Source organism: Dissulfurispira sp. (genome assembly GCF_036745535.1).
Classification (GTDB): domain Bacteria; phylum Nitrospirota; class Thermodesulfovibrionia; order Thermodesulfovibrionales; family Dissulfurispiraceae; genus Dissulfurispira.
In genome coordinates this window covers 1-6,759 of record NZ_DAIOFX010000080.1, presented here as the reverse complement: position 1 = coordinate 6,759, position 6,759 = coordinate 1, and the positions used below count along the sequence as shown (strand labels likewise).

Below are 6,759 nucleotides of genomic sequence, written 5' to 3'. Positions count from 1 at the left end.
TTTTGCTAATTCTAATAATCAAGATTTTATGCGGAGACGAAAGGAGGAGAGATACGGAATGGTGGTCAAAGGGAAAACGATAATTTTACTTTCCATATTCGTACTGATGCTCACAATAGCGGTGGCTGCATACGGTGCTACTGTAGTGGGTTCGAAACATGACCTCAGCGCAGCATCAACTCCGGAGCCGTGTGGATTCTGCCATACACCTCATTTTGCAAACGCTGCCGGTACTGCTGCTCCGCTATGGAACAGGAATATTACGAATATAAATGTCTTTACGATGTACACAAGCCCTACGATGAATACCGCTATCCCTTCTCATCCGAACCCTATCTCCATATCATGTTTAACCTGTCATGATGACGCAGGTGCATCAAGTGCAGTAAACAGTTCGGACACCCATGACTTAAGAAATGCCCCCGGAGCTGGTGGAATACCTGATACTTCATCATGGCCTAACTGTGACAAATGTCACACATGGGGCGGTGGACCTGCAGGAACATCCAGATATTTCCCGATAGGTCCTAATCTTAGTGATGACCATCCGATCTCCATGACATATCCAACCGCAGCACAGGATCCGGCTTTTAATATACCGCCTGACCTTCAGAATGGATGGAGTGATGTGAAGTTATTCAGTGGTAAGGTAGAATGCGCATCCTGCCACGACCCGCATGACCCTACGAAGGGGGTCTTTTCTCAGAAAATCGAATTCAGGAAGCGCTTTATGCTTCACATGTCACATAAAATGAGGAAGGAAATGAAAATATTAGTTATAGACGATGAAGAGCTCATATGCTGGTCGCTGAAAAGGACATTCGAAAGGCATGCAGGCCATTCGGTTTGCTGTGTCTATACAGGGAATGAAGCCATTCAGAAGATAATGGAAAACCAGTACGATGTTGTAATTACCGACCTTAAGCTAAGCTCCCTGATGTAAACGGGCACGAGCTTGTGAGGCAGATCAAGGAACTCGGTGTAGATACCCCTGTGATTGTGATTTCTTCTTATCTATCCGAAGATGTTTTAAACAATGTGATGAAACAGGGCGTTGTGAGGTGCATAAACAAACCGTTCCAGATAGAGGATATCATCAACGATGTGGAGCATATAGCCCCTGCACTTAAGGCTTGATAGCCCACTGGCATTACCTTACGAAACGATTGCCCCGTCTTTTATCAGTATGGTCCTTTTTGTATAGGCGGCTATATTCTGGTCATGGGTTACTATTATTACTGTCTTCCCGAGCTTATTCATTTCTGTGAGCAGGTTCATTATTTCTGCTGCTGTCTTACTGTCAAGCTGTCCTGTAGGCTCGTCGCATAAAAGGAGATCGGGGTCGTTCACCAATGCCCTTGCGATGGCAACGCGCTGCTGCTGTCCGCCTGAGAGCTGATTCGGCCTGAATTTCGCCCTTTCTTGCAGTCCAACAAGCCTTAAAAGCTCCATCGCATGCTTCTCTGCATCGTCTTTATGTTTTTCCACATAAAGCGTTGGAAGCAGAACATTTTCGAGTACCGTGGCATATGGCAGCAGATAAAAATTCTGGAATACAAAACCTATGTGCTCATTTCTTATTACCGAGAGTTCATCGTCTGTGAGGTTCGAGACCTCACTGTCTGCAAGTACATAACGCCCGGATGTTGGTACATCAAGACATCCGATGAGGTTCATGAGGGTTGTCTTGCCGGAGCCCGATGTGCCCATGATGGCCACAAATTCTCCCCGGTCTATACGAAGATTTATACCTGTCAGGACCTCAACATTTTCTTCGCCTATCTTGTAAGTCTTTGTTATATCCTCCATTAGACATAATGGAGTGATGGAGTGATGGAGTACTTCTTTATTTCTTGTTTTTATCACTTTTACTTTCTTTTGCGGAGATAGGCAATATTAACTTTGTTGCGAGTTCATCTCCTTCTTTAGCACCTGTTATTATCTCTGTTTTTTCCTCGCCCCTGATGCCGGTTTTCAGTTCTAACCTTTGAACTTTATCTGGTCCTATTACTTTATAGGCAATCTGCTTTCCTTTTTCGAATTTTATGGCTGCATTTGGCACTGTAAGAATATTCTGCTTTTCGTCGTGTATTATTTTTACATGGGTTGTCATCTCAGGTTTTAAAAATACAGCGTCATTTCTGGATACCTTCACGATGGCAAGATAATACACTATGTTGTCTTTAACAACAGGTTGTGGATATATCTTTTCTATTGTCCCATAAAAAAGTTTATCAGGGAATGTATCAACATAATATTCCACTTTCTGCTTGAGTTTTACCTTGCCTATATCTGTCTCATCCACATATATCCACATCTCAAGGCGTGTGGGGTCAAGAACAGTAACTAAATTTGCCACCTGAAGTCCTGCAACGATGGTCTCGCCTTCCTGAGCAGTAACATCGGATACAACGCCGTCTATTGGCGCATAGATCCTTGTGTATGTGAGCTTCGTCTCATGCTGTCTTAACTGTGCTGTGATGTCATCAATCTTTGCCTTTGCCGCTTCGAACTGGCTCTTTGCCCTGTCAACAGCATCCTTTGTGGTATATTCATGCTTGACGAGTTCCTTTTCCCTCTCGTAGTTTACTCTGGCATAGTCATAATTTGCCCTTGCCTCGTTCAGGACAGCCCTCTGCTGCTCGATGGCCTGTACAATTTCCCTGTCGTCTATAAGGGCTATAAGCTGCCCTTTCTTCACCCTGTCCCCGATCTTCACATTCATCCTGAATATTGAGCCGGTTGCCCTCGCGCCTATCTTAACCACCGCACCGACCTGGGGCTTTATGATCCCTGTCTCTACAAGCACTCCCCTTATGCTGTCCTTTTCAACCTTTGCAGTTTCCAGTATCTTTATTGACGGCTTGACAAAGAACTTTTTGTACAGGAAAAAACCGCCTGTAAGGAATACGATGATTATTGCGATAATCAAAACCCTTTTCACATTTCCTCCATGATAAGAAGTCATTAAGTTATTAAGTCATTAAGTTATTGGTTAGTGTATCGGTAAGTTTATTCATGACTTAATAACTCACTGACTTAATGACTCAAGTTTTTCTATTCCCACAATCTTTTCGAGCAGTGCCTTTGATAGGATCAGATTTAATTTTGAACTGATCAATTGCTCTCTTGCATTTGACAGAAGACTCTCAGCCTGAACAAGGGAAAGTATATCCGCCTTTCCAACCTTATACTCTCCGAATGCCTGCGAATAGTTGTGCTCTGCCTGTTTGAGCTGCTGCTCAGCGACCTTCAGTTTGTTGGAGGCCGTTATGAAGTCTTCATAGGTCTTATGCACATCGAGCAACACATTCCTCTTCAGGTCATTCAGTTTTTCAGCAGATACCCCCTTTTCAAATTCGGATGATTTCCGTTTGAAGAATTTGCCAAGTTCGAATATATTCCATGTGGCTGTAATGCCGACTGTCTTTTCCTCGGGGGATGATGTCCTGAATGCGCCTCCCTTTGTTTTTGAATAGGATGTGCTGAGCTGCAAGGACGGATAAAAGGCGCTGTTTGCAAGGGACTTATTGCTTCTGGATATCTCCAGGGAGTTTTCCGCCTGTTTGACTTCCGGCCTCTGGAGTGCAATATCTGATAATTTGTTTCTATCCGGCAGCTTGATATCAATGTCCAGAGAGCCGGCAATGTCATACTGGCTGTCCAGGGACTTCCCTATCAGGGAATTGAGTTCAGATAATGCCTTTTTAAAATCACCCTCGGCCTGAATCAGATTATATCGTGCCTGCTCGAGCCGAACAGATGCCTGAAGGACATCAGAAAGCTTTGCAACACCGAATTTATATCTTCCCTCTGCAACCTCATGGTCTTTCTGTGCATTCTGAAGCTGTATCTTTCTCTGTTCGACAGTTTCCTTTTGGGCAAGGGCACTATAAAACGCCACCTTTATATTGTATTCCAGCTCCAGAAGGTTTTTTCTGGCATCTTCTTTGTCTATATTCAGGTTAAGCCATGCAATGTCTCTGTTTGCCCTTCTTTTTCCACCGTCAAAGAGGGTATAAGATAATGTGAGGTCATAGGTTCTTGTGCTGAATTCTTTGCTTGTATATAACCGCTTCTGGGATATTGATGCATCAAGGCTCGGCAGATAGGGGGCCAGCGATGCATCGTACAATGCTTCAGTTGACCTTACCTTTATAAGAGATGCCTTGTATGAAGGAAGATTCTCCTTTGCAAGGGATACGGCCTCATCGAGGGTTAATGCATAGGCTGAAGAAATAAAGACAATAAGCGAGAGTGCAATGATATATATGTGGATGCCCTTGAAAAAACTTTTCATAGCTAATAAATTAACACATTAAACTTAACGAATACAATAAAGCCTTAATCCGAAATTCGAAACTCGAAATCCTAAACTCGAAAATCGAAAATCCTAATAATGTTTCGGATTTGGTGCTTGGGATTTGGAATTTGTTTGAAGGTGGATTTCTTCTGCAATTTTCTTAATTGGTATTTTTGTCTTTTTTGCTATGGCCTTTAAATCTTCGTATTCAGGAGAAATATTGACTATATTGCCTTTTGAAGTGGATACCTTTATCCTCACATCCCCGTATTTTGTTTTAATCTTTTTAATCTTTCTGTCTAAAGTCCTTCTATGCGCCTTATAAAACCTAAGGCCGATTGTAGTTGTCTCCTGAAATAATATGCTCGAGAGCTTCTCAATATCGCCCTCCTCTGAAATAACTGTAAGCTTTACAGCCGGCCTGCCTTTCTTCATTATGATATTTTCTAAAAATACATCGTGGGCACCTGCCTTAAAAAGCATTTCCATAACGTATTCATAAAACTGGGGATTCATGTCATCGATATTGGTTTCGATGACCGTTACAAACTCTTCGGATCCGCCTGCATTTGCCTCTTTGCCGATTAGTATCCTCAAAGTATTGGGCATATTGGCAATATCTTTGTTCCCTGCGCCGTATCCGATTTTCTCAATTGTGATTTTTGAAAGACTGTAAGGATCTGCATTAATGCCCGATATAATGGCGGCTCCTGTGGGTGTGGTAAGTTCAAAAGGAATTTCTGACGAATAAACAGGATAGCCTTTTAGAAGCTCTGCAGTGGCAGGAGCTGGTACAGGGAGTATGCCGTGCTCGGTCTTCACACTGCCGCTTCCGAGATTTATGGATGAAACATATATTTTCTCTATTCCAAGAATATCAAGGCCTATGAGTGCCCCGAATATATCCACAAGACAGTCAATGCCGCCTAATTCATGTAGGTGGACTTTATCAAATGGCTCACCGTGAACCCTCGCCTCTGCCTCGAAGAGCTTTTTAAAGATGTGCAATCCTTTCTGTTTGATTTTTTCAGATAGCTGAGAGGTTTTGATTATTTTTTCTATATCTTTCCATTTTGTTGCCCTTGACCCTTGACCCCCATGGGTCTTCGACTTGACCCCTGACCCCTTCATTATTACATCTACCTTTGTTGCAGAAATACCGCCTCTTAAAACCTTCTTTGATGCGAGACTGTAATTTTGAATAGGGAGTTTTTTGAGGCCCTTTTTGATGTCCGATAAATCCACTCCGGCATCCACAAGTGCGCCGAGGCACATATCGCCGCTTATCCCTGCAAAACAGTCGAAATAGGCTATCTTTTCATGCCGGGGCATGAGGTATTTTACACTAAAGGCGGTAACAAGTAACACCCAGATGCGGTAATGCTTTACGCTCCACGATTAATTGGGTTATACTTTTAAAAATCCATAATCCGTAACGAGAAACTTAACAAGGAGCCGGCGGGCAGGATTCAGAGACTTTGCACATAAGGTTTGCTGTGAGTATTATCTTGTATCTGTCATCTACTACTATGACATCTATAAAATGAAGCATTTATAATCTCACAATTACACATGAATAAGGACTTTGCAAAGGCTTTGAAGACTGTTTGCCGACTCCTTGACTACGGATTATAGAATTCGATGGAGGATGCTTATGAAGATTATTGCAGAACATAAGGTTAACAATAAACTTATTAGACTTGTTATGGGGGATATTACTGAACGCGATGTGGATGCCATTGTGAATGCTGCAAACTCACACCTTCAGCATGGAGGCGGTGTTGCAGGCGCTATTGTGAGAAAGGGCGGGCAAATCATACAGGATGAGAGCGATAAAATCGGCTTTGTTCCCGTGGGAGATGCAGCTATTACCACTGCCGGTAAACTGCCTTCAAAGTTCGTGATTCACGCAGTCGGACCGAGGATGGGAGAAGGTGACGAAGACAATAAATTGAAAAACGCAGTGATAAAAAGCCTGAAGCTTGCCGTAGAGAAGGGGCTTAAAAGCATATCCATGCCTGCCATAAGCTCGGGGATATTCGGATTTCCAAAGGACAGATGCGCAAAGATACTCGTAAATGAAGCAAAGGAATTTTTGCAGGAGCATAAAGACACTTCCCTTGAAATAGTGGAATTCTGCGTCTTTGATGACCTTACACTTGGCTATTTCAAGCAGGAATTTGATAAACTAAATGGGTAAATGTGTTTATGGGTTACTCATCCACTCATTCACCCATTTACTCATTAACTTATGTATCGCCGGGATAGCACAGTGGTAGTGCAGCTGATTCGTAATCAGCAGGTCGAGGGTTCGAATCCCTTTCCCGGCTTTTTGTTTTCCTGAATCTTCCAAATCTCCTCTGGTAATTTTCCCTTGACTTTTTAATCAATTAGGTAATAACACTGCTGTCCAAAATAATCTGAAATCACAAAATCAATCCTTGTAAAATAAGGCT

The 6,759-nt window shown here is 42.7% G+C and carries 7 protein-coding genes and 1 tRNA gene; 4 read left to right on the top strand and 4 right to left on the bottom strand.

Features of this window, described 5'->3' with window-relative positions:
- Together V7L97_RS10510 and V7L97_RS10505 are read left to right on the top strand one after the other, a co-directional pair.
- Positions 1-943: response regulator (locus V7L97_RS10510; RefSeq protein ID WP_333655770.1), on the top strand; the 943-nt coding region annotated here is incomplete at its 5' end.
- A gap of 14 nt (positions 944-957) precedes the next feature.
- Complete coding sequence (locus V7L97_RS10505) at positions 958-1,137, top strand: response regulator (protein ID WP_333655768.1); 180 nt, start codon at positions 958-960, stop codon at positions 1,135-1,137.
- Positions 1,138-1,155: 18 nt separating this feature from the next.
- Here the strand turns inward: V7L97_RS10505 and V7L97_RS10500 are convergent, their stop codons facing one another.
- From V7L97_RS10500 to larC, 4 genes are all read right to left on the bottom strand, one after another.
- The gene (locus V7L97_RS10500; protein WP_442891819.1) at positions 1,156-1,809 is read right to left on the bottom strand and encodes an ABC transporter ATP-binding protein; all 654 of its coding nucleotides are present in this window, start codon (positions 1,807-1,809) and stop codon (positions 1,156-1,158) included.
- Positions 1,810-1,846: 37 nt separating this feature from the next.
- Positions 1,847-2,944 carry an efflux RND transporter periplasmic adaptor subunit gene (locus V7L97_RS10495; RefSeq protein WP_333655766.1) on the bottom strand — a complete coding sequence of 366 codons (1,098 nt, stop codon included), beginning with the start codon at positions 2,942-2,944 and terminating at the stop codon, positions 1,847-1,849.
- An 87-nt stretch (positions 2,945-3,031) separates the two neighbouring features.
- Positions 3,032-4,300: a TolC family protein gene (locus V7L97_RS10490; RefSeq protein WP_333655764.1), complete on the bottom strand. Its 1,269-nt coding sequence runs from the start codon at positions 4,298-4,300 to the stop codon at positions 3,032-3,034.
- 93 nt (positions 4,301-4,393) lie between these two features.
- Positions 4,394-5,671 carry a nickel pincer cofactor biosynthesis protein LarC gene (gene larC / locus V7L97_RS10485; protein ID WP_333655762.1) on the bottom strand — a complete coding sequence of 426 codons (1,278 nt, stop codon included), beginning with the start codon at positions 5,669-5,671 and terminating at the stop codon, positions 4,394-4,396.
- Between the two features lie 286 nt (positions 5,672-5,957).
- On the opposite strand from larC, the gene V7L97_RS10480 reads away from it, so the two are divergent.
- Both V7L97_RS10480 and V7L97_RS10475 read left to right on the top strand, forming a co-directional pair.
- Positions 5,958-6,503, top strand: a complete 546-nt coding sequence (locus V7L97_RS10480) for a macro domain-containing protein (RefSeq protein ID WP_333655760.1) — start codon at positions 5,958-5,960, stop codon at positions 6,501-6,503.
- Between the two features lie 58 nt (positions 6,504-6,561).
- Positions 6,562-6,633: transfer RNA gene (locus V7L97_RS10475), tRNA-Thr, on the top strand.
- The last annotated feature ends 126 nt before the right edge of the window (positions 6,634-6,759 follow it).

Bases quoted from the DNA above. Each gene is read 5' to 3' on its own strand.
- V7L97_RS10500 (WP_442891819.1), bottom strand. From the start codon at position 1,809: ATGGAGGATATAACAAAGACTTACAAGATAGGCGAAGAAAATGTTGAG.
- V7L97_RS10490 (WP_333655764.1), bottom strand. From the start codon at position 4,300: ATGAAAAGTTTTTTCAAGGGCATCCACATATATATCATTGCACTCTCG.
- V7L97_RS10480 (WP_333655760.1), top strand. From the start codon at position 5,958: ATGAAGATTATTGCAGAACATAAGGTTAACAATAAACTTATTAGACTT.